This is a genomic window from Mesorhizobium sp. M0772, assembly GCF_040320135.1.
Classification (GTDB): domain Bacteria; phylum Pseudomonadota; class Alphaproteobacteria; order Rhizobiales; family Rhizobiaceae; genus Mesorhizobium.
This window is the reverse complement of the sequence record NZ_JAMYPB010000015.1, coordinates 15,024-35,452: the sequence shown is the minus strand read 5'-3', so window position 1 is coordinate 35,452 and position 20,429 is coordinate 15,024. Positions and strand designations below refer to the sequence as shown.

Here is a 20,429-nt window from a genome sequence, read left to right as displayed (position 1 = left end):
ATTCGCTTGAGCCAACAAATCAGCGAAACTGATGTTGTAAAAAAATGAGGGGTTCGGATGATCGCTTATGATTTCACCGGCAGGCACGCGGTCGTCACCGGCGCCGGTGGCGGTATGGGCGAGGCGATCTCGCTGGCGCTGCTCGAGGCCGGCGCCTCGGTCACCGCCATCGACGTCAAGCCGCGTCCGGCGTCGCTTGCCGTCTATGACGACCGGCTCACCTTTGCCCAGGGCGACCTCACCGACGCCGCCTTCGTCGAGCAGACCATCAATGCCGCGGGCCGCGAGCGCGGCGGCATCGATTATCTCGCCAATGTCGCAGGCGTGCTCTGGTTCGGTCGCGACAAATCGGCCCTCGAGATGGACCTCGATGTCTGGGACCAGGTCTTCAACATCAATCTGAAATCCTTCGTCCACACCGCGCGGGCGGTGGTTCCCCATATGCGGGCCGGCGGACGCGGCGGCGCCATGGTGCACTTCTCCACCATCCAGTGGTATCGCGGCGATCCGACCCCGCAGGATGCCTACCAGGCATCGAAGGCCGGCGTCTGTGCGCTGTCGAAGTCGCTCGCCATGCAGTTGGCGGGCGATGGCATCCGCTCCAATTCGATCTGCCCGGGCATGGCGTTGACGCCGCTGCAGGCGCGCTGGGACACCGAGGAGAAACGCGCGGCCGTTGCCAATTATGCGCCGCTCGGCCGCATCGGCACGCCGCAGGACATGGCCAATGCCGCGCTATTCCTGCTTTCCGATGCGGCAAGCTACATCACCGGCATCGAACTGGCAGTCGACGGTGGTCTTTTGATGCGGATGTAGCCGTGCAGTGCGCCGGGCTGATTTAGCTCCGCGGTGCCGTGCCCTGGATCGCCCTGCCCCAGTCGAGCAGCGGCTTGGCGCGCGAGGCGAAATCGACAAGCTCGTCGACCAGCGTCGGCGCGTGAATTCCAGCCGGATCGATCATGTGCTGGACATAGAAGTGCCGGTTGCGGATGGCGTCGACAAGATCGGGTTCGTTGACCTGCTCGAAGCCGCGCGGCGTGCGCTTCATGCGGCCCTCGGTTTCGAGTTCGAAGCCGTTTTTCTTCAGCGTTGAAAGCAGTTTTCGGAAGTCCGCCGGCCGGGCGATGATCGCCTTGCGCATCGCCAGCAGCAGGGACGGCTCCGGGTTCCACCAGGCGACATCGGCAAAGCAGCGGTCGATCCCGACATAGACGAAGAACACGCCCTGCTCCATCTTGGTGCCATCCGGCGACAGCATGGCCGACAAATGCTGGTTGTAGGGCCGCTTGTCCTTGGCGAAGCGCACGTCGCGGTTGATGCGAAACAGTGACTTCTTGCGGTCTCCGCGCAAGCCCAGACCCGCCGCCGCGAAGCGCTCCGTCAGCGTCTCGACCAGATCGCAGAACGGCTCATGCAACTCGCTGTCGTAAAGCGCGCGGTTTTCCTGGAACCATTCGCGGCTCTGGTGGAAGTCGAGCGCCTTGAGGAACGGTATGGCTTTTTGCCCGAACCCTTTGAACGAACCGGCGGTCATGCCTTGCCGACCCGTTGCAGCCAGGTGTCCTCGTCGATGACTTCGACGCCGAGTTCGCTGGCCTGCTTCAGTTTGGAGCCGGCGCCCGGCCCGGCCACCAGCAGATCGGTCTTCGCCGACACCGAACCCGCCACCTTGGCGCCGAGCCGTTCGGCCATCGCCTTGGCTTCGGAGCGTGTCATCTTTTCCAGCGTGCCGGTGAAGACGATGGTCTTGCCGGCAACCTCGCTGTCGGTCGACACGGTGACGACATACGGCTTCGGCTTGACCTGTTCGAGCAGTCTGTCGAGCACGTCGTCATTGCGTTCATTGCCGAAGAAATCGCGCAACGCATCGATCACTGTATCGCCAATGCCGTTGATGGAGGGGAAGACGCTGTGCGGATCCTCAGCCGCCGCCGTTTCCTTGCCGACGCGGATCAGCTCCTCGATGGTCGAAAACGTCCGGGCAAGCACGGCCGCCGTCGTTTCGCCGATATGGCGGATGCCGAGTGCGAAGATGAAGCGGTCGAGCTCCGGCTGGCGGCGCGAATCGATGGCCGCGAACAGCTTGTCGAGACCTTCATAATTGCGGTCCTCGACACCGCGCACATTCTTGCGCGCCTTGCCCGATGCCGCCTCGCGCAGCCGCGCCTGCTCCTCGCGCCGCTCGGCCAGCGCCCTGGTGACGGCCGGGCGGCGATCCCTGAGGGTGAAGATATCGGCGGCGGTCTTGACCAGTCCCGAATTGAAGAACAGGTCGATATTCTCGGCGCCCAGCCCCTCGATGTCGAGCGCGCCGCGCGACACGAAATGACGCAGCCGCTCCACAGCCTGGGCGGCGCAGATCAGCTCGCCGGTGCAGCGCCGGCGCGAATCCTCCTTGCCGGTCTTTTCGTTGATTTCGCGCGTCGCCGGCGAGCCGCAGACCGGACAAATGTGCGGGAATTCGTAAGGCACCGCATCAGGCGGCCGCTTGTCGACGACCACGCTGACGATCTGCGGAATGACATCGCCCGCCCGTTGTATGACAACCGTGTCACCGATGCGGACATCGATGCCGTCGCGAATCGGCAGGCCGTTGCTGTCAAAACCCTTGATGTAGTCCTCATTGTGCAGCGTGACGTTTTCGACCACCACGCCGCCGACCGTGACGGGCGCCAGCCGCGCCACCGGCGCCAGCGTACCGGTACGACCGACCTGGATGTCGATCTTCTGCACCGTCGTCATCGCCTGTTCGGCCGGGAATTTGTGCGCAACGGCCCAGCGCGGCTCGCCGGTGACAAAGCCCCAGCGACGCTGCAATTCCAGCTGGTCGACCTTGTAGACGACACCGTCGATGTCGTAGCCGAGCGACGAACGCAGCTCCTCGATCTTGTGGTAGTGCGCGATCAGCTCCTCGACCGACTTCGCCCGCACCATCAACGGGCTGACCTTGAACCCCCATTCGGCGAATTTCTGCACCGAATCATATTGGGTCGGCGCCGGATCCGCTGTCGTGTAGCCCCAGGCATAGGCAAAAAACTTAAGATTGCGGCTGGCGGTGACGGACGCATCCTTCTGTCGCAGTGAGCCGGCCGCGGTATTGCGCGGATTGACATAGTCCTGGCCGCCCACCGCCGCCGAGCGGGCCTTCAGTGCCTCGAATTCCGCATAGGTCATGTAGACTTCGCCGCGGATCTCGATGGTCTCGGGCCAGCCCGATCCTTTGAGCTTGGCGGGGATGTCGGCGATGGTCCTGAGATTGGCGGTGATGTCTTCGCCGACAGCGCCGTCGCCGCGCGTAGCACCCTGCACGAACACACCGCGTTCATAGCGCAGCGACGCCGACAGGCCGTCGATCTTCGGCTCGGCCGTAAACGCGATGTCGAGGTCCTTGTCGCGGTCGAAGAAGCGCCGGCCACGCTCGATGAAATCGGTGACGTCCTCGTCTGTGTAGGCCTTGGCGAGGCTGAGCATCGGCACCGCATGGCGCACCTTGGCAAAGCCTTCCGCCGGCGCGGCGCCGACCCGCAGCGAGGGCGAATCCTCGCGCACCAGACCGGGAAAGCGCTCCTCGATGGCAAGATTGCGCCGCCGCAGCGCGTCATATTCTGCGTCCGTAATCGTCGGCGCGTCCTCGGCATGATAGCGCCGGTCATGACCGGCGATCTCCTCGGCCAGCCGCTGGAGCTCATCCGCGGCTTCGCTTTCGCTCAACGATTCGACTGGTTTTTCAGACATGCAGCGGTCCCTGGACAGTGGCGAGGCACCATAAATCAGGATTTCGGAAAAAGCATTCCTGAACAGCGGGATGGAGCCATATCCTGACTCAGTCCGAAAGCCTTGCGACGACTACGCTGCAGCAATATTCTCGCGTAGCAGCCGTTCGGCGGCTGCGCGCGCCTCTTCGGTGATGGTGGCGCCGGCCAGCATGCGCGCGATCTCTTCCTGGCGCGCCGCCCGGTCCATTTCGGCGATGCCGGTGGCGACCTTGTCCGAGCCGCCGGATTTGGAGATCAGGAAATGCGTTGCCGCGCGTGCCGCCACTTGCGGAGCATGCGTGACCGACAGCACCTGCACGCGCTTCGACAGCCTGGCCAGCCTTTGGCCGATCGCATCGGCCACGGCGCCGCCGACGCCGGTGTCGATCTCGTCGAAGACCAATGTCGGCGCCGAGCCACGGTCGGCCAGCGCCACCTTGAGCGCCAGCAGGAAGCGCGACAGCTCGCCGCCGGAGGCGACCTTCATCATCGGCCCAGGCCTGGTGCCGGGATTGGTGCGCACCCAGAACTCGACCTGGTCGATGCCTTCTTCCATGCGGTTCTCGCCATCGCTGGCCAGTTCGACGATGAACTCAGCCCGTTCCAGCTTCAGCGCCGGCAATTCGGCCATCACAGCCTTGGTCAGGCCGACCGCGGCCGCATGGCGAAGGGCGGAGAGCTGGGCTGCGGAAATATCGTAGGCTTCGCGCGCCGCTGAGGCCTGCTTTTCCAGGACATGCAGGCGCCCCTCGCCGGCATCAAGATCGGCGAGATCGGCGGACATGGTGTCGCGCAGTTGCGCCAGATCGTCAACGGCCACACTGTGCTTACGTGAGGCCGCACGCAGCGAAAACAGCCGCTCCTCCGCCTTCTCCAGCCGCTGCGGATCGTATTCGGTGGCGCGCAGTGCCGCCTCGACGCCCGATTGCGCCGCATCCAGCGACAGCATCGCCTCGTCCAGCGACTTCACCACATCCTCGAGCAGTCCCGGCGCTTCGCTGGCCTTGCGCTGCAGGCGCCTCAACAGGCTGGCCAGTTGCGGCAGCGGCGAGGACGGGCCTGACAGCACATCCTGTGCGTCGTGTATTTCCGAGGCGATCTTTTCCGCCCGCATCATCGTTGCACGCAATTCCGCCAGCTGCGTCTCTTCGCCGGGCTGCGGATCGAGCTTTGCCAGTTCCGCCACCGAGGCCCTGAGATAATCGGCCTCGCGCGCCGCCGCCTCGACCTTGGCGCGGTGCCTGACCAACTCCTGCTCGGCGCCACGCCAGTAGCGCCACGCCTCGCCGGTCGCGCCAGCAGCGCCCAGATGGCCGCCAAAACTGCCCAGCAATTCGCGATGCGCGCCCGGATCGACCAACGCGCGCTCGTCATGCTGGCCGTGGATCTCGACCAGCGCGTGGCCGATGTCGCGCATCAGGGTGACGCTGGACGGCTGGTCGTTGACGAAGACACGGGTGCGGCCATCCGCGGTCTGCAGCCGGCGCAGGATGATGTCGCCGTCATCCTCGATGGCGTTTTCGGCCAGCAGCGCGCGCACCGGGTGGTTGCGCGGCACATCGAAGACGGCAATGACCTGGCCCTGGGCAGCACCGTGCCGCACCAGCGAGGCGTCGCCGCGGGCGCCAAGCGCCAGCGACAGCGCGTCGAGAAGGATGGATTTGCCGGCGCCGGTTTCACCGGTCAGCACGGAAAGGCCGGGCTGGAAGTCGATATCCAGCTTCTCGATCAGGACGATATCGCGGATCGACAGTCTGGAAAGCATCAGAACCCGGACCTCAAGCAATTCCCAGCAAAAGTGCGTAGCGGTTTTCCGTCCGGAATTGCGTAGAACAAAAAGTTAGGACGGTTCAGCGCCTCAATCAAACCACTGAACCGCTGTGAAGCGGCATGCGACCGATGGAGTCGCAGCGCCGCACTATCTTTTTGTTTGAGCGTCGGATCAATCCGAAAAGCGCGTTCCGCCTCAGTCGATGCTCGGGCGTCAGGCGCCGGTGATCAGCTTGCCGGCCTTGGATATCCACGATCCGGCATTCTCGCGCGGCTCAAGCCCGTTGCTCTGCAACAGCTTGTAGGTATCCTTGTACCATTGGCTGTCGGGATAATTGGTGCCGAGCACCGCAGCGGCGGTTTGCGCTTCCGAGGTCAAGCCCATCGCGTAGTAGCTTTCGGCCAGACGCGCCAGCGCCTCTTCGACATGGCGGGTGTTGGAATAGTTCTCGACCACGTTGCGGAAGCGCTTGACGGCAGCAATGTATTCGCGCCGCTCGAGATAATAGCGGCCGATCTGCATCTCTTTGCCGGCCAGCTGGTCGTTGGCGAAACGGATCTTTTCCTTGGCGTCGTCGACATATTCCGACGTCGGCCAGCGCGTCACCAGATCCTGCATCGTCTGCACGGTCTGGCGTGCTTCCTTCTGATCCTGGGTGACGTCCTTGATCTGCTTGTAGTAGCTCAGCCCGATAATATACTGGGCGTAAGCCGCGTCGTCGGTCGACGGATAAAGCGTCAGATAGCGCTTTGCCGAGCCGATCGCTTCGTCATAACGGCCGGCGCGGTAGTCGGCGAAGGCGCCCATCACCATCGACTTGCGGGCGAATTCCGAATAGGGGTGCTGGCGGTCGACGGCGTCGAACTTCTTGCTCGCCTCATCCAGGCGGCCGGCATTGAGATTGGCAAGGCCTTGATTGTAAAGGACGTCGGCCGGTTCGGTCTGGTCGACATAGGTCGACAGGTCGACGTCTTTCTCGGACGACATGCAGGCCGAGAGGAACAGCGATGGCACAACCACCGAAAGCGCCAGGAAAACAGCCCGATACGGCGCTTTCGATTGACCAACTCGCTTGAAGAACATGATTGGATTGCGCCCTTTCGGCGTTAGTTCAATGCCTTTCGCATGGCGTTCCCTCAAAACTGATCCCCACTTTTGAGCGACATGCGCCTAACAGACGGCAGCAGCCATAAACCATAACTGCCTTGCCCAGCAACGCTATGTCTAGCCAATCGCACATTTTTGTGGCGGCTTGGTGTTGCCCGGAAAGCTATGCACTTTCACCGCCGGTGATGCATCCGTGCAACACCGGCCAGCGCTCAGAAAGCCAGAAATACGTTAAGAATCAGATCACCCAAGGTGCAAAGACAGGGCCGGTGACGGCGCTCATCTCGGCGGTGCGGCCGCGCTCGCGGCGCGTGGTCTCGACGACCTCGAAGGCCGAACGGTCGGACAGAAGCCGCCGCAAAGCAGCCGCATTCATCCGGTGACCGCCGCGATAGGAGCGGAAGCAACCGATGAAACGGGCGCCGGCCAGCGCCAGGTCGCCCATCGCGTCCATCGTCTTGTGGCGAGCGAACTCATTGGGGTAGCGCAGGCCGCCCATGTTGATCACCCGGTTGTCGTCGCCGATCACCAGCGAGTTCTCCAGCGAGGAGCCCAGCGCATAGCCGGCCGCCCACAGCCGCTCGACATCCTTCATGAAGCCGAAGGTGCGGGCGCGCGCGATATCCTGGCGAAAGATGTCGGGGTTGATGTCGGAGGCGAATAGCTGGCGGCCGATCGCCGGGCTTTCGAAATCGATCTCGACCTCGAAGCGCGTGCCGCTATAGGGCCTGAACTCGGCCCAGGACGCGCCATTCTCGATGCGGACGGGCTTGACCACCCTGATGTAGCGGCGCTTGACCGCCAGCGTCTCGATGCCGGCTTGGTCGATGGCTTCCACGAACGCCACCGCACTGCCATCGAGGATCGGAACCTCATGACCGTCGATCTCGATGACGATGTTGTCGATGCCGAGCCCGAAAAGCGTCGCCATCAGATGTTCGACGGTGGCGATATGCTCGCCTGCCGGATCGCCGAGCATGGTGCAGAGATCGGTCGCGCCGACTTCAGCAACCAGCGCGCGGAACTCGCGGCTCTCGCTTCCGTTCGAAAGGTGGAAGAGCACGCCGGTGTCGGCGTCCGCAGGGAGGAAATTGACGGTGACCGGTTTGCCGCTGTGAACGCCGGTACCGGTCAGCGTTGCACGCGATTTCAGTGTCGTCTGATAGTCTTGCAAGACAAACCCCATAGCCCAAACGCCTAAGTCCGCTTTAACCCAAAAGGCGCGGCTCTTTTTTATCGGCAGGCAGGGCCACTTCCCCGAATCCCAGCACACCGAAAGTGCTGCGGCAAAGATAATGGTCTGTCAGGGAGACTCCAAATCACGGTTTCTTACTCTGTGTAACCGCGACAGACCTTGAGCGTCAGATCGTAACGCCTTGTTATTAAACCACTTTAAACGTTAACAGGCAGACAATTCCTCGTCTGCCTGTTGACAAGTGTTACATACCGTTAACGGCTCAGTTGGCCTGGCGGCGCAGGAAAGCCGGTATCTCCAGCTGGTCGTCTTCCTGGGTCGATCTGGTCTGCGGCGTCAACCGGCCCTGATCGTCGAGCTGGCCGCGGCGCGGCGCGTAAAGCTGCGGATCCTGGCTGGCAAGGCGGCGCATTTCCGGCGCCGCCTGGCGCAGTTTCGGTTCGCGCGGCTGTGCCGGCTGCAACCGGGCCGGCTCTTCTTCGCGGCGCGTCAGCCCGTTGGTCAGCCGCTTGAGCAGCCCCATCGGCCCGCTGTTTTCATGGTCGGCCGGACGGCCCTTGGCTTCCACCTCGGCCCGCACCACCGGCGGAAAATCCTCCACCCGCGGCATGCGCTGCGGTGCGGCAGCCACCGGCTGCGGCATTTCCCGCATCGGCGCCGGTTGCATCACCTGCTGCACGACAGGCTGCGGCTGGGCAGGCGGGGCCTGGAAGATCTTGCTCTGCGGGCGGAAATCTTCCGCCTGGGCCATCGGCGCCGGACGAGCCATTGCCGCCGCATTGGCCTCGGCAAGCTGGATCGCCTCGGCCACCGGATCGGCCGCGCGCTGCTCATAGGTCTGCTGCTGGACGGGTGCCGGACGGCCTTCCGCCCCCGGAGCCGCTGGGCGGCTGACCGGCTTCTGCTGCGGCGGCACCGCCCGGATCGAGATCGGCGCCGCGGCAATTTCAGCTGCCGATTTGTCGATGCCGGTGGCGACCACGGAGACGCGGATGACGCCTTCGAGTTCCTCGTCGAAGGTGGCGCCGAGGATGATGTTGGCGTCCTGATCGACTTCCTCGCGGATGCGGGTCGCGGCCTCGTCGACTTCGAACAGGGTTAGGTCGCGGCCGCCGGTGATCGAGATCAGCAGGCCCTTGGCGCCCCTCATCGAGGTCTCGTCGAGCAACGGATTGGCGATCGCCGCCTCGGCGGCGGCCATCGCGCGGCCCTCGCCCGAAGCTTCGCCGGTGCCCATCATCGCCTTGCCCATTTCGCGCATCACCGAACGCACGTCGGCGAAGTCGAGATTGATCAGGCCTTCCTTGACCATCAGGTCGGTGATGCAGGCAACACCGGAGTAGAGCACTTGGTCGGCCATGGCGAAGGCGTCGGCAAAGGTGGTCTTGTCATTGGCCAGCCGGAACAGGTTCTGGTTGGGGATGACGATCAGGGTATCGACACATTTCTGCAGCTCCTCGATGCCGAGATCCGCCGTCTTCATGCGGCGCTGGCCTTCGAAATGGAACGGCTTGGTGACGACGCCGACGGTGAGGATACCCCGTTCGCGCGCCGCGCGGGCAACGACGGGAGCCGCACCGGTTCCGGTGCCGCCACCCATACCGGCGGTGACGAAGCACATATGGGTGTTGGAGAGATGATCGATGATCTCATCGATGCACTCTTCCGCCGCCGCACGGCCCACTTCAGGCTGCGAGCCGGCGCCGAGCCCCTCGGTGACATGCGCGCCGAGCTGGATCAGCCGCTCGGCCTTCGACATGGTCAGCGCCTGTGCATCGGTGTTGGCCACGACGAACTCGACACCGCGCAAGCCCGCGGTGATCATGTTGTTGACGGCATTGCCGCCGCCGCCGCCGACACCGAATACGGTGATCCGCGGCTTGAGCTCGGTGATGTCCGGCTTTTGCAGATTGATCGTCATTGTCTCCGTCCTTTGCCTTTCCCGCCGCTTCGCCGCCGCGGCCGCCTATGGGGCTGTCCCCGTCAATTAGAAACTGTCTCTCAACCACTGACTCATGCGATGCAGTTTTCCGCCCGTCCCGGTCATCCTGAGACCGGAAATTCCTTTAGCCGGATGGCTCTCGAAGCTCGCCATCTGCGGATAGATCAGCAGCCCGACCGCCGTCGAGAAAGCCGGCCCCTTGGCAGCTTCCGGCAGGCCCGCCACGCCGAGCGGGCGTCCGATGCGCACATTGCGTCCCAGAATGCGGCGCGCCGCCTCGGGGAGACCCGCAAGCTGGCTGGCGCCGCCGGTCAGCACGACGCGTTTTCCCACGGCATTGCCGTAGCCCGACTTGTTCAGCCGGTCGCGCAACAGTTCCAGCGTCTCGTCGATGCGGGCGCGGATGACGCGCGTCATCACCGAGCGCGGGATCTGCAGCGGCATCTCGCCGTCTTCGCCGATCGGCTGGATCGAGACCAGGTCGCGATCGTCGGCACTGCCAGGCAGCGCCGAACCATGCATCACCTTCAGCCGCTCCGCGGCGTCGAGCGAGGTCGACAGGCCCTTGGCCATATCGAGCGTCACATGATTGCCGCCGATGGCAATGGCATCGGCGTGGACGAATTTGCCTTCCGAAAACACCGAGATGGTCGTCGTGCCGCCGCCCATGTCGATGCAGGCCGCACCCATTTCCAGTTCGTCGTCGACCAGGGCCGCAAGCCCGCTGGCATAGGGCGTCGCCACCATGCGCTCGACCGAAAGATGCGAGCGGTTGATGCAGAGCTCCAGATTGCGCAGCGGCGCGGCATCGCCCGTCAGCACATGCATATCGACGCCGAGCTGGTCGCCGACCATGCCGCGCGGATCGCGCACGCCGCGCTCGGCGTCCAGCGAAAAGCCGACGGGCAGCGAATGGATCACGTCGCGTTCGGCCTTGAGCGCCTGCTTGGCGCCGGCGGCAAGCACGCGCTTGATGTCGGCTTCGTCGGCCTGATGGCCACCGAGATTGATCGTGGCCGAATAGGTTTCGCTCTTCAGCCGGCCCGCCGTCATGTTGACGATCAGCGAATCCACGGTCAGTCCCGCCATGCGTTCGGCTGCGTCGACGGACAGGCGAATGGCGTGCTCCGCGCGGTCGAGATCGACGACCACGCCCGACTTCACGCCTTGCGATTTCTGGTGGCCGATGCCGATCACCTGGATGCGGTGCGAGCGGCCGCGCAACAGCTTGCCGTCCTCGCGCGGCTTCAGTTTCGCCACCACGCAGCAAACCTTGCTTGAGCCGACATCCAGCACGGTGAGCGTGCCGGAACGCCGCGAAGAGGCATCGCTGTTGCCGCCAAGCCAGCTCATATCTTCGTCCCCGACTTGCGCTTCAGATTTTGCGGCTTTTCATTGAGCGCGGCCTGGCGCTGCGTCGCCGCTTCCGGCGTCAGCTGCACCACCAGGCGATCGGAGATGCGCATGTCGACGGCGGCGATATCGCGCGTCAGAAGGCCGTTATCGTGGTCCATCCGAACCAGGTCGGCAATCGCCTGATCCTCGCCATCCTCGGGCAGCTTGATCGTGATGCCGTTTTCCAGCTTCAGGTCCCAACGCCGTTCGCCGATGCGGATATAGCCTTTGACCCGAGCCGCGAGCTCGGGAAATTTCTTGATCTTGGCCACGAAGTCGGGCGCCTTGGCCGGTGCGCCGGTGCCGATGATCAGCGGCAGCAGCGCCTGCTTGCCGCCGGAGAACGGCGCGATCACCGCGCCGGAGCGTTCGATGACCGAAAGCCCCGCGCCCTGCTGCCAGAGCGCGAAGGGCTCGCGCTCCTCGACACGCACTTCCAGCGTATGTGGATAGACCTTGCGCACCGCCGCCACTTCGACCCAGGGCAAGGTATCAATACGTTCACGCGCGGCCTCAGCATCGAAGCCGATCAGTGACGTCCAGCCGTCGAGCTCGAGCCGGTCCAGTATGTCGATCTCCGAAGTCTGGCGGTTGCCGACCACCTTGATCTGGTCGACGGCAAAGCCGGTCCGGGCGGTGATGCTCTGGACGATGTCGTCGGCATGACCGCCGAGAATGGCGCCATAGAGGCTGCTTGAAGCAATGAGCGAAGCCGACAGGATGGCCGCGGAAAAGCGCGGCGCGACGAAGTCGCCGCCGCCCAGGCGCGCCAGCACGCGCACCGGCCGGCGCAGCACGCGCGGCAGCACGAAATGGTCGAACGACAACGGCATGCCGAACAGCGCCGGCCCGGCGCCGCCCCTGCCCTTGTCCTGTCCCCATTTCAACGCAGACACGAAGCGTCCTCCACCATCCAACTCAACAATTCGCCAAACGAGTGCCCGGCCTGGGCGGCGATTTCAGGCACCAAAGACGTCGGCGTCATGCCCGGCTGAGTGTTGATCTCGAGCCAGACAATCTCGCCGTTTTCGGAGTGACGGTCGTCATAGCGGAAGTCCGATCGGGAAACGCCCCGGCAGCCGATAGCCAGATGTGCCTTGAGTGCCAGTGTCTGTATTTTTTGGTAAATATTTGATGAAATTTTAGCAGGGATTTCGTGTTTTGATCCGCCGGCGACGTATTTTGAATCATAGTCGTAGAAGGAATGGCCGGTCGGAATGATCTCGCAGACGCCGAGCGCCACGTCGCCCATGACGGCGCAGGTCAGCTCGCGCCCATGGATGTAGCGCTCGACCATGACGGTCTCGCCATATTTCCATTCGGACGAGCCGATGACCTGCGGCGGATGCGACTGCCCTTCATGCACGATGACGACGCCGAAGCTTGAGCCTTCATTGACCGGCTTGACCACGTAGGGCGGCTTCATCGGATGCTTGTTCTGGATGGCAAAGCGGCTGGCAACCTTCGATTCCGCCACCGCGATGCCGGCAGCCTTGGCGACCTTCTTGGCTTGCTCCTTGTTCATGGCGAGCGCCGAGGCGAGCACGCCCGAATGGGTGTAGGGAATGGCCAGATATTCGAGGATGCCCTGGATGGTGCCGTCTTCACCGAACGGGCCGTGCAGTGCGTTGAAGACGACATCAGGCTTGAGTTCGGTGAGCACGGCGCCGACATCGCGCGCAACATCGACGCGGGTAACCTGGTAGCCTTCATTCTCAAGCGCATCCGCACACGCCTTTCCCGAAGACAGAGACACGGGCCGCTCGGACGAGAATCCGCCCAGGAGGACAGCCACATGCTTGTTCTTCATATCCCGTCATCCCTCTCACGGCGGGCCCGCAACCACGCATTCAGCGACCAGATTGAGTCCGAGTCTCCCGGCAGGTTGCCCCCCCAGACGGAAAACGCGGTCGACGCGTCGAACGACTCAAATCAGGAAACGCTTTAAGGCAGAGAATCAGAGAGTTGATTCGCTGGCAAGTGCTTATGATTCCGACAGATTCACTTTCCGCGAAAACGACCGGAAAAAGCGTGTTGTGAGTCTTTGGAGCAACGGTGGCGCTGTTGTTTCAGACCGTTTGAAGTTCAAGCATCACATGAACTTCAGCTTGCGCTAAAGAAGCTGTCCGAGGAATTCCTGCACGGCATGGCCGGGGCGGAAATTGCCGAGCCGCTTGATTTCCCACTGCAGGCGGATGCCTGAATTTTCAAGCACGCGGGCGCGCACCGTCTCGCCGAGATATTCGAGGTCGTATCCGGTCGCTGTTCCGGTGTTGATCATGAAGTTGCAGTGCATCGGCGACATCTGCGCGCCGCCGATCATCAGCCCGCGGCAGCCGGCCTTGTCGATTTCCTTCCAGGCCGAGGTGCCTTCCGGATTCTTGAAGGTCGAGCCGCCGGTCTTCTCGCGGATCGGCTGCACCGTCTCGCGATGCGTCTGGACGGCGTCCATGGCCGCCTTGATCGCCTCCGGGTCTTCCAGAACACCTTCGAAAACGGCGGAGGTGAAGATCAGCCCGGCAGGTGCGGCCGAGTGACGATAGGCATAGCCCATGTCTTCATTGCTGAGGGTGTGGAGATTGCCCTTGCGGTCGAGCGCCCGAACCTCGACGACACGTTCCCGCGTCTCGACGCCATTGGCGCCGGCATTCATCCTCAGCGCCCCGCCGATGGCGCCGGGAATGCCGTGATAGAAATGAAAGCCGCCAATACCGGCCTCATAAGCGACGGCCGCGACGCGCTTGTCGGGCGTCGCAGCACCGGCCTTGATGACGGTCGGCGAAACCACCTCGGCCTCGCCAAAGCCCTTGGCCGAAAGCCGGATGACGAAACCTGGAATGCCGCCGTCGCGCACCAGGAGGTTGGAGCCGACACCGACGATGGTGAGCGGGATGTCCTCCGGCACGGCGCGCAGGAAGGCAGCCAGATCCTCCTCGTCGGCCGGCTGGAACAGGGCGTCCGCCAGACCGCCGGCGCGGAACCAGGTGATCTTGTCCATCTCGGCATTGGGCGTGATGCGGCCGCGCAGGCCGGCAAGCCGGTCGCCAAGTTTGTCGAGCAGGTCCTGGCCGCGCATCATGAGACGGTACCGCCGAGTTCCCCAGGCAGCGCACAGGCCCATTGGGTGATGTTGCCGGCGCCCAGGAAGATGACGAAGTCGCCCGGTTTGGCCAACGCGCGGATGACGGGCGAAATCGCGGCAGGGGTTTCGACGTAGCGCGCATCGCGATGGCCCCCGGAGCGGATGCGCGACACCAGCGCCTCCGAGGTCACGCCGTCGATCGGCTCCTCGCCCGCCGCATAGACCGGCGCCACCATCACCGTGTCGGCATCGTTGAAACAGACCGAAAATTCGTCGAACAGATCGTGCAGCCGGGTGAAGCGGTGCGGCTGCGCAATGGCGATGACGCGGCCCTTGGTGGCGCTGCGCGCCGCTTTCAACACCGCCGTGATCTCGACCGGGTGGTGGCCGTAATCGTCGAAGATGTCGACGCCGTTCCACGAGCCGGTGTGGGTGAAGCGCCGCTTGACGCCGGCAAAGGACGACAGCCCTTTCTTGATCGCTTCGGCCGACAGGCCGAGTTCATGCGCGACCGCAATTGCGGCGGTGGCGTTGGAGACGTTGTGGCGGCCGGGCATCGGCAGCCGCAGATCCGATATCGTCGTCTGGCCGCCGGTCTTGCGGTCGCGGATCACCACGTCGAATGCTGAGACGGCACCGGCCATGCGGTGGTTGGTGAAACGCACATCGGCCTGCGCGTTCTCGCCATAGGTGATGACGCGGCGGTCCTCGATGCGGCTGACCAGCGCCTGTACTTCCGGATGGTCGGTGCACATCACGCCAAAACCGTAGAACGGCACGTTCTCGACGAATTGCCGGAAGGCCTCGCGCACCTTGTCGAAACTGCCATAATGGTCCAGATGCTCGGGATCGATGTTGGTGACGACGGCGATCTCGGCCGGCAGCTTGAGGAAGGTGCCGTCGCTTTCGTCGGCTTCGACCACCATCCACTCGCCATCGCCCATACGGGCATTGGTGCCATAGGCATTGATGATGCCGCCATTGATCACCGTCGGGTCGAGCCCGCCGGCATCGAGCAGCGTCGCCACCATCGACGTGGTTGTGGTCTTGCCATGCGTGCCACCGATCGCGACCGCCTGGCGGAAGCGCATCAGTTCGGCCAGCATCTCGGCCCGGCGGACAATTGGGAGCAACTTCTCCCGCGCGGCCTTCAGCTCGGGATTGGATTTCTTGATCGCGGTGGAGACGACCACCACTTCGGCCGCGCCGATATTCTCGGCCTTGTGGCCGACAAAGCATTCGATGCCCTTGTCGCGCAGCCGCTGGACATTGGCGCTGTCGGCCTGGTCCGAACCCTGCACCTTGTAGCCGAGATTGTGCAGAACCTCGGCGATGCCGCTCATGCCGATGCCGCCAATGCCGATGAAATGCACAAGGCCGATGGTCTGCGGCATCTTCATCAATGCGTCCCTTTCCTGAAATCCGAAACGGTTTTTCTGGACGCAATAGCCTCTGTGAGATCAGCGAGCAACCGTGCCGCGTTCGGCCGGCCAGCCGACTTCGCTCCGGCAGCCATGGCCGTCAGCCGCTCGGGAGTGTCCATCAGCCCGCCAATGAGAGCCGCGATGCGCTCCGGCGACAGTGACGATTGCGGATGCACCTCGCCGCCGCCCGCCGCGGCAAGGGCGGCTGCGTTCGCCGCCTGATCGTGATCCAGCGCATAGGGATAAGGCACCAGCAGCGCCGGCCGGCCGATGACGGCGATCTCCGAAACCGTCGAGGCGCCGGAGCGCGAGATCACCAGATGCGCCGCGCCCATGCGCTGTGCCATATCGGTGAAGAAGGGCGAGACCTCGACATGGACGCCGAGTGCCGCATAGCCAGCCTTCACCCGCGCCACGTCGTCGGCGCGGGCCTGCTGGGTGATCACCAGCCGCTTGCGCTGCGCCTCCGGCAGAAGTGCGATCGCCGTCGGCATGGCGTCGGAAAAGAACTGCGCGCCCTGGCTGCCGCCGAACACCAGGAGCCTGAACGGATCCGCCCCTTTGGATGCGGTGTAGGGCGTCTTGGCCGCCTCCAGGATTGGCGGCCTGACCGGATTGCCTGTCGTCACCGTCTTGGCGCCTGTGGCACTTTCATCTTGCGGCAGGAAGCCGCCGGCGATGGCATCGACGCGCCCGGACAGCGCCCGGTTGGCGCGGCCCATCACTGCGTTCTGCTCATGGATCAGCGTCGGCAGCTTGCGCCGCGTCGCGGCATAGAGCGGTGGCAAGGTCGGATAACCGCCAAAGCCGACGACCGCATCAGGCTTGATCCTGGCGATGACGGCGGAGGCCTGGCGCACGCCGCGCCAGATCTTCCAGAACGCGCCAAGCAGCGCGACAGGGTTTTTCGAGCCCATCGTCGCCGACTGGATCGGATGGATGGCGGCGGCCGGGAAATGGCCGGCAAAGCGCTCTGCGCGGTCGTCCGTCGCCAGATGCACGCCCCAGCCGCGCTCGATCAGCTCATGCGCCAGCGCCTCGGCCGGAAACAGATGTCCACCGGTTCCGCCAGCCGCGAGAAGGATCACACCCCGCGCCATATCACTCCGCCGGCAGGGCGCGCTGCGACAGGGCAAAGCCCATCTGCTTGCGCTTTTCCGGTCGCTTGCGGGTCAGCGCCAGCACCATGCCCATCGAGATGGCAATGGCGATCTGCGAGGAGCCGCCATAGGAGATGAAAGGCAGCGTCATGCCCTTGGCCGGCATCAGCTGCAGGTTGACGCACATGTTGATGACCGACTGCAGGCCGAACACGGTGACGAGACCGCCGACGGCGTAGCGGGTGAAATCATCATGTTCCTTCAGCGCCGTGCTGAGGCCGCGCAGCACGATGAAGGCGAAGATCGACATGATGAAGAAGCACATGATCAGCCCGAACTCTTCGCCGGCGACCGAAAAGACGAAGTCGGCATGCGCGTCGGGGATGACGCGCTTGACCGTGCCCTCGCCCGGGCCGACGCCGAACCAGTGGCCGTTGATCAGCGCCTCGCGGCCCATGTCGACCTGGAACGTGTCGCCTTCGCCGGTCAGGAATTTGTCGATGCGGGCGGCGACGTGCGGGAACACCGTATAGGCGGCAAACAGGCCGCCGGCGCCGGTGGCGCCAAGCGCGATGATCCATAGCCATGGCAGGCCGGCCATGAAGAACATGACGCCCCAGGTGCCGGTCACCAGCATGGTCTGGCCGAGATCGGGCTGCGCTACCAGAAGCGAGATGACCAGGATCAGCAGCAGCATGGCAAACAAATTGCCGGGGATGTCGGGCTGGCGCTTGTGTTCGGCGAACAGCCAGGCGCAGACGATGACGAAGGCGGGTTTCAGAAATTCCGACGGCTGGATCGACATGCCGACAAACGACACCCAGCGCCGCGCGCCCTTCACCTCGACGCCGATGTAGAGCACGGCCACCATCAGCACCAGGATGATGCCCAGGATGATCAGCGCCATGCGCCGGATCTGCCGCGATTCCAGGAAGGAGACCGCCAGCATCACGCCGAGCGCCGGCACGGTGAAGATGATCTGCCTGGTGGCAAAGTGGAAACTATCGAGGCCGATGCGTTCGGCCACCGCCGGGCTTGCCGCAAAGGACAAGACGATGCCAAGCCCCATCAGCGACAGGAACGCCGCCAGGAACCAGCGATCGATCGTCCACCACCAGGTTGCAACCGGGCTTTTGTCGAGACGGCTTTGCATTATCGTGCCCCTCCGATGGGTTTGACACCCTCGATAGCATTCGCAGCTTGCCTGAAGGCTTCGCCGCGAACTTCGAAATTCTTGAACTGGTCGAAACTGGCGCAGGCCGGCGACAGCAGCACCACCACCTCGCCGTTGTCATCCTTGGCCGAGTCTTTCGCGGCATGGTCGACCGCGGCGGCCAGGGTGCCCGAGATTTCATAGGGCACGGCTTCGCCGAGCGTCGCCGAGAATGCGGGCGCCGCCTCGCCGATCAGATAGGCCTTGGCGATGCGCGGGAAGAAACCGCGCAGCGGCTCGATCCCGCCTTCCTTGGGCAGTCCGCCGGCGATCCAGTAAATGCGCGAAAAACTCGACAGCGCGGGTGCCGCCGCATCGGCATTGGTCGCCTTGGAATCGTTGACAAACAGCACGTGGTCCTTGCGTCCGACCTGCTCCATGCGATGCGCGAGGCCTGGAAAGCTCTCCAGTCCCGCCTGGATCTCGCCCAGGCTCAAGCCGACCCTGAGGCAGGCGGCAACAGCGGCAAGCGCATTCTGCGCATTGTGCTGGCCGCGCAACGAACCGATGCCTTCGAGGAAGGCGACGCGGCTGTAGCGGCCATGGACGGCTTCCATCAGATCGGAACCGTCTGCGAAATAACCGTCGGTCAGCGGCAGCCGCTTGGAGATGCGGATCACCTCCCGGCCCGCCCTCTCCAGCCGGTCAGCGATCTGCGCGCACCAGGAATCGTCAACGCCGACGATCGCCGTCTCGCTGCCGGCAACCAGCCGCTCCTTGATCGAAGCGTAATGCTGCATGGTGCCGTGGCGGTCGAGATGGTCGGGCGTCAGGTTGAGCAGGATGCCGGCCGTCGGGTTGATCGAGGGCGCGAGATCGATCTGGTAGGACGAACACTCGACGACATAGTCCCGGTCAGCCTGCGGTGGATCGAGCGTCATGATGGCCCGGCCGATATTGCCGCCCATCTGCGTGTCGCGCCCTGCCGATTTGAGGATATGCGCGGTCAGCGCCGTGGTCGTCGACTTGCCGTTGGTGCCGGTGATAGCGATGAACGGCGCATCAGGCGCGCGCGCAATCCGCTCGCGGCAGAACAATTCGATATCGCCGATCACCTCGACGCCGGAACCACGCGCCAACTCCACCGTCCAGTGCGGCTTGGGATGCGTCAGCGGCACGCCGGGCGAGAGCACGAAGGCCGAGAATTTCGACCAGTCGGCGCCGCGCAGATCGGCGGTCGCAATGCCTTGGTCAGCGGCCTTGGCGACGCTATCGGGATTGTCGTCCCACGCCAACACGTCGGCGCCGCCCTCGATCAGCGCGCGCGCCGTGGCGATCCCCGAGCCACCGAGCCCGAAGAGCGAAACGCGTTTGCCCGAAAAGGATGCGGCGGGAATCAAGCGGGTTCCTATCTCAGCTTGAGGGTCGACAGGCCGACCAGCGCCAGGATGACGGCGATGATCCAGAAGCGGATCACCACCTGGCTTTCGGTCCAGCCGAGCTTTTCGAAATGATGATGGATCGGCGCCATCAGGAACACGCGCTTGCCGGTCATCTTGAAGTAGCCGACCTGGATGATGACCGACAGGATTTCCACGACAAACAATCCGCCGACGATGACCAGCACGATCTCGTGCTTGGTGGCGACCGCGACCGTGCCGATCAGGCCGCCCATGGCCAGCGAACCGGTGTCGCCCATGAAGATCGCCGCCGGTGGCGCGTTGAACCAGAGGAAGCCGAGGCCGGCGCCGATGACGGCGCCGAGCACGACAGCCAGCTCGCCGGTGCCGGGCACGAAATGGATCTGCAGATATTCGGCGAACACCGCATTGCCGGAGAGGTAGGCGATGACGCCAAAGGATGCCGCCGCAATCATGATCGGCACGATCGCCAGCCCGTCGAGGCCATCGGTCAAATTCACCGCATTGCCGGCGCCGACAATGACGAAGCAAGAGAACGGCACGAAGAACCAGCCGAGATTGATGATGAATTCCTTGGCGAAGGGGAAGGTCAGCGACGACGAGAACGGCGCCTGGCCATTATGCATGATCGCCCAGGCGGCGATGCCGGCGATGACGAATTCCAACGCCAGCCGCGCCTTGCCGGAAAAGCCGAGATGCGACTGCTTGGTTACCTTGAGATAGTCGTCGTAAAAGCCGATCGAACCGAAGCCCAGCGTCACCAAGAGCACCACCCAGACATAGATCGAGGAGAGGTTCGCCCATAGAAGCGACGAGCCGACGATGCCGCACAGGATCATCAGCCCGCCCATCGTCGGCGTGCCGGCCTTCTTGAAATGCGTCTGCGGGCCATCGGCGCGGATCGGCTGGCCCTTGCCTTGCCGCAGCCTAAGCGAATTGATGATGGTCGGCCCGAAGATGAAGACGATCAGCGCCGACGTGATCAGCGCACCGCCGGTGCGGAAAGTTATGTAGCGGAAGACATTGAAGACCGAGACCTTGTCCGCAAAATCGACGAGCAATGTAAACATACGATTCCGTTCCC

At 63.8% G+C, this 20,429-nt stretch carries 16 protein-coding genes; 1 reads left to right on the top strand and 15 read right to left on the bottom strand.

The features are described 5' to 3' along the window. Positions 1–57: 57 nt before the first annotated feature. The gene (locus NKI06_RS12895; protein WP_023821776.1) at positions 58–816 is read left to right on the top strand and encodes an SDR family NAD(P)-dependent oxidoreductase; all 759 of its coding nucleotides are present in this window, start codon (positions 58–60) and stop codon (positions 814–816) included. A gap of 22 nt (positions 817–838) precedes the next feature. Here NKI06_RS12895 and NKI06_RS12890 read toward each other — a convergent pair whose 3' ends face one another. The 15 genes from NKI06_RS12890 to mraY all read right to left on the bottom strand — a co-directional run bounded on the left by NKI06_RS12890 (position 839) and on the right by mraY (position 20,415). Then, on the bottom strand, positions 839–1,534 hold the full coding sequence (locus NKI06_RS12890; protein ID WP_352985598.1) for a DUF2461 domain-containing protein: 696 nt from the start codon (positions 1,532–1,534) through the stop codon (positions 839–841). Further along, positions 1,531–3,735, bottom strand: coding sequence for an NAD-dependent DNA ligase LigA (gene ligA / locus NKI06_RS12885; RefSeq protein WP_352985596.1), 2,205 nt, complete (start codon positions 3,733–3,735; stop codon positions 1,531–1,533). The genes NKI06_RS12890 and ligA overlap by 4 nt, the downstream gene beginning before the upstream one ends. Before the next feature lie 111 nt (positions 3,736–3,846). Continuing rightward, positions 3,847–5,520: a DNA repair protein RecN gene (recN, locus tag NKI06_RS12880; protein WP_352985594.1), complete on the bottom strand. Its 1,674-nt coding sequence runs from the start codon at positions 5,518–5,520 to the stop codon at positions 3,847–3,849. Between the two features lie 219 nt (positions 5,521–5,739). Next, a complete protein-coding gene (locus NKI06_RS12875) occupies positions 5,740–6,609 on the bottom strand; it encodes an outer membrane protein assembly factor BamD (protein ID WP_023668284.1) in 870 nt (289 codons plus the stop codon). Positions 6,610–6,871: 262 nt separating this feature from the next. Then, positions 6,872–7,819, bottom strand: a complete 948-nt coding sequence (gene lpxC, locus NKI06_RS12870) for a UDP-3-O-acyl-N-acetylglucosamine deacetylase (protein WP_023668283.1) — start codon at positions 7,817–7,819, stop codon at positions 6,872–6,874. A gap of 271 nt (positions 7,820–8,090) precedes the next feature. After that, positions 8,091–9,749, bottom strand: a complete 1,659-nt coding sequence (ftsZ, locus tag NKI06_RS12865) for a cell division protein FtsZ (RefSeq protein WP_023705548.1) — start codon at positions 9,747–9,749, stop codon at positions 8,091–8,093. Between the two features lie 66 nt (positions 9,750–9,815). After that, positions 9,816–11,123: a cell division protein FtsA gene (gene ftsA, locus NKI06_RS12860; protein WP_023688034.1), complete on the bottom strand. Its 1,308-nt coding sequence runs from the start codon at positions 11,121–11,123 to the stop codon at positions 9,816–9,818. Continuing rightward, on the bottom strand, positions 11,120–12,061 hold the full coding sequence (locus tag NKI06_RS12855; RefSeq protein WP_352985592.1) for a cell division protein FtsQ/DivIB: 942 nt from the start codon (positions 12,059–12,061) through the stop codon (positions 11,120–11,122). Before NKI06_RS12855 ends, ftsA begins: the two co-directional genes overlap by 4 nt. Continuing rightward, a complete protein-coding gene (locus NKI06_RS12850; protein WP_023668279.1) occupies positions 12,049–12,975 on the bottom strand; it encodes a D-alanine--D-alanine ligase in 927 nt (308 codons plus the stop codon). Before NKI06_RS12850 ends, NKI06_RS12855 begins: the two co-directional genes overlap by 13 nt. A gap of 303 nt (positions 12,976–13,278) precedes the next feature. Then, entirely contained in the window at positions 13,279–14,244 is a 966-nt protein-coding gene (gene murB, locus NKI06_RS12845) for a UDP-N-acetylmuramate dehydrogenase (protein ID WP_031244260.1), read from the bottom strand. Beyond that, positions 14,241–15,647: a UDP-N-acetylmuramate--L-alanine ligase gene (murC, locus tag NKI06_RS12840; protein WP_352985590.1), complete on the bottom strand. Its 1,407-nt coding sequence runs from the start codon at positions 15,645–15,647 to the stop codon at positions 14,241–14,243. The genes murB and murC overlap by 4 nt, the downstream gene beginning before the upstream one ends. Further along, the gene (gene murG, locus NKI06_RS12835) at positions 15,647–16,771 is read right to left on the bottom strand and encodes an undecaprenyldiphospho-muramoylpentapeptide beta-N-acetylglucosaminyltransferase (protein ID WP_023668276.1); all 1,125 of its coding nucleotides are present in this window, start codon (positions 16,769–16,771) and stop codon (positions 15,647–15,649) included. The genes murC and murG overlap by 1 nt, the downstream gene beginning before the upstream one ends. A 1-nt stretch (position 16,772) precedes the next feature. After that, positions 16,773–17,924: a putative lipid II flippase FtsW gene (gene ftsW / locus NKI06_RS12830; protein WP_352985588.1), complete on the bottom strand. Its 1,152-nt coding sequence runs from the start codon at positions 17,922–17,924 to the stop codon at positions 16,773–16,775. After that, the gene (gene murD, locus NKI06_RS12825; protein WP_023712435.1) at positions 17,924–19,324 is read right to left on the bottom strand and encodes a UDP-N-acetylmuramoyl-L-alanine--D-glutamate ligase; all 1,401 of its coding nucleotides are present in this window, start codon (positions 19,322–19,324) and stop codon (positions 17,924–17,926) included. The genes ftsW and murD overlap by 1 nt, the downstream gene beginning before the upstream one ends. A gap of 8 nt (positions 19,325–19,332) precedes the next feature. Beyond that, positions 19,333–20,415, bottom strand: a complete 1,083-nt coding sequence (mraY, locus tag NKI06_RS12820; protein WP_023668273.1) for a phospho-N-acetylmuramoyl-pentapeptide-transferase — start codon at positions 20,413–20,415, stop codon at positions 19,333–19,335. Positions 20,416–20,429: the final 14 nt, after the last annotated feature.